The following is a 2298-nucleotide window of genomic DNA, read 5'->3' as shown; positions in this document are numbered from 1 at the left end:
GCCGAACCTCAATGCCAGCGCTGGGCTGCATGCGCAGGAGCGCGCGGGCGCGGTCGTAGGCAATAAAGAGGCGTACGGCCATGCCGTACTTCTTGGTCAGGAGCTTCCAGACCTTTGGCATCTGGTCGCTGGCGAGGTTGAACGCTTCGGCGTGGAGCTGTGTGCCGGTGATCGTGCCGGTTGCCGTGCAGGGGGCAACGGCGGCGCGACTGCTGTTGCGCAGACGCTTCACCTTGCCCGCTTTGGCATTGCTAAACAAATAGAGGCTTGTGCCCTCTGCCGCCGCCCACACCGGGGTGGTGACGGGGGTGCCGTCGCGGCGATAGGTGGTGAGGGCGACGTACTGCGCGGAGAGGACGGCGTCGCGCTCAGCGCTCACGCCGGGTCGATCTCGTTGGCAATGTCGCGCAGGCGTCGCGCAAGCGCCGAGAGGTCCTCATCACCGTGGCCCGTCTTGATCAGCTCATCTTCAAGATGCGCCACGAGCATCGCGGTGGGCACCGGCACGTTCAGCTCGTCGGCAAGGCCGATGGCGATGCCGAGGTCTTTGCGGTGCAGCGACACCTTGAAGCCGAGTGGGTAGGTGTCGTTCGCCATGCGCTCCCAGCGATTCTCGAGCGCCCACGAGCGCGCCGATCCGCCGCTCAATGCGGTGACGAGGGTTTGTGGGTCGAGGCCGGCCTTCTGCCCCACCAGGATCCCCTCAGCGAGCGAGAGGTACGTTCCAGAAATCACGATCTGGTTGACCGCCTTGCCGACCTGCCCCGAACCGAGTGGGCCAAGGTGCGTAATCGTTTTGGCGAACGTCTCGATATAAGGGAGCGCTGCGCTGACCGCTTCGGGGGTGCCGCCGAGGAAGACGGTGAGGGTCCCCTTCTGGGCGCCTTCGCTGCCGCCGCTCACGGGCGCGTCAACCATCAGGATGCCCTTCTTGGCGAGCAGCTCCCCCATCTCGCGCGTGGCGCGTGGGGCGATGGTGCTGGTGTCGATGATGATTGCGCCCGACTTCAGTAGGTCAATCGCGCCAGGCTGGCCCGGTGCGCCGAGCAGCAGCGCCTCAACATCGGGCGTATCGGAGACGGAGAGCACCACGGCATCGGCGCCGGTGAGGGCATCGGTGAGTGATGTGTGTTGTGTGGTGCTTGCAGGTGCGGTGCGATGCGTGCCGCGGTTCCAGGCCTGCACACTGTGCCCAGCGGCGGCGAGGTGCCCAGCAATAGGGGCGCCCATGGTGCCTAACCCGAGAACGGCAACGCGACTCATGGCTTAACTATAAGGAGGGCGGGAAATTGGTGCGCCCGGCGGGACTCGAACCCACGACCTTTAGGTCCGCAACCTAACGCTCTATCCACTGAGCTACGGGCGCATCTGCGATGTGCAGCGTACAACGGCTGGCGGAGAGGGAGGGATTCGAACCCTCGACGCAGGAAAACCCCACGTGGCGGTTTAGCAAACCGCTGCACTAGACCTCTATGCGACCTCTCCGAGACCGAGCGCGAGTATCCCAGAATCACCCGCTGAACGCTAGCCGAGGCGCTCCCAGCCCGCGCGGGCGGCTTCGAGGGCAAGTGCGCTGTCAGGAGCCACCGCCACGGCGCGCTCCGCCAGTTTCAGCAGCGGGATGTCGGCCGCCGTATCGCCGAAGGCGGCCACGATGCGACCACCGTCGGCGCAGGCGAGTGCCGCCCGTGCCTTCTCTTCGCCCGATTGCGTTGGCGCGGCGAGTTTGCCTGTTGAAATTCCGTTGATCACTTCAAATGGGGTGCCGAGTGCGATGGTGGCTCCGAGCCTTTTTGCAAACGCCGCGGCGATCGGTTGATAGCCGCCCGTTGCGAGAACGAGTTCAGTGCTTGGGTCGGTTGCTTGTGCCGTGGCGAGTGTTGCCTGCACTGCGGTGACCGCTTCGACGCGTCGGGCTGGCCAGAGGTGGTGCTCTACGACCCACTCCCCCATGGCCGCGAGCTGCTCTTGTGGGACGCCGCGCAGGAGCTTCGTTTGATCCTCGAGCCAGCGGGCGCGAAAGCGCTCCTTATTCATGAGGCCGGAGCGTGCGAGAAAGACGATCGGTAATCGCACGGTAATGAACCGGCGTGCTGCCGGGCTCGGGTAGTTCGCGCGGATCCATTGGTGCACGCCACGCCAGGTTTCGGCGGTTGTAAGCGTGCCGTCCATGTCGCTGACAACGATTGGTCGGGTCATGGGTTAAGTATGCGGGGAAAAAGAGAGAGGCGCCCAGGTTGCCCTGGACGCCTCTCGAACGATCCTCGACGGATCGTTAAAAGTTACTTCTTCTTCGCA

At 64.6% G+C, this 2298-nt stretch carries 3 protein-coding genes and 2 tRNA genes; all 5 read right to left on the bottom strand.

Annotation, left to right across the window (positions count from 1 at the left end; all coding sequences use genetic code 11):
* The coding region (locus AC3LCN_RS05125) for a PPOX class F420-dependent oxidoreductase (protein WP_488648999.1) at positions 1–379 on the bottom strand (379 nt) is incomplete at its 3' end.
* Positions 376–1263 carry an NAD(P)-dependent oxidoreductase gene (locus AC3LCN_RS05120; protein ID WP_488648998.1) on the bottom strand — a complete coding sequence of 296 codons (888 nt, stop codon included), beginning with the start codon at positions 1261–1263 and terminating at the stop codon, positions 376–378. The genes AC3LCN_RS05125 and AC3LCN_RS05120, both read right to left, overlap by 4 nt.
* 27 nt (positions 1264–1290) lie before the next feature.
* Positions 1291–1366, bottom strand: a tRNA-Arg gene (locus AC3LCN_RS05115).
* A 26-nt stretch (positions 1367–1392) separates the two neighbouring features.
* A tRNA-Ser gene (locus AC3LCN_RS05110) sits at positions 1393–1485 on the bottom strand.
* 39 nt (positions 1486–1524) lie between these two features.
* Complete coding sequence (locus AC3LCN_RS05105) at positions 1525–2199, bottom strand: HAD family hydrolase (RefSeq protein ID WP_488648997.1); 675 nt, start codon at positions 2197–2199, stop codon at positions 1525–1527.
* Positions 2200–2298: the final 99 nt, after the last annotated feature.

It is taken from the genome of Candidatus Limnocylindrus sp. (genome assembly GCF_040397215.1).
Taxonomy (GTDB): Bacteria; Chloroflexota; Limnocylindria; order Limnocylindrales; family Limnocylindraceae; genus Limnocylindrus.
The sequence above is the reverse complement of the archived record's forward strand: the minus strand, read 5'-3'. Positions and strand labels throughout refer to the sequence as shown.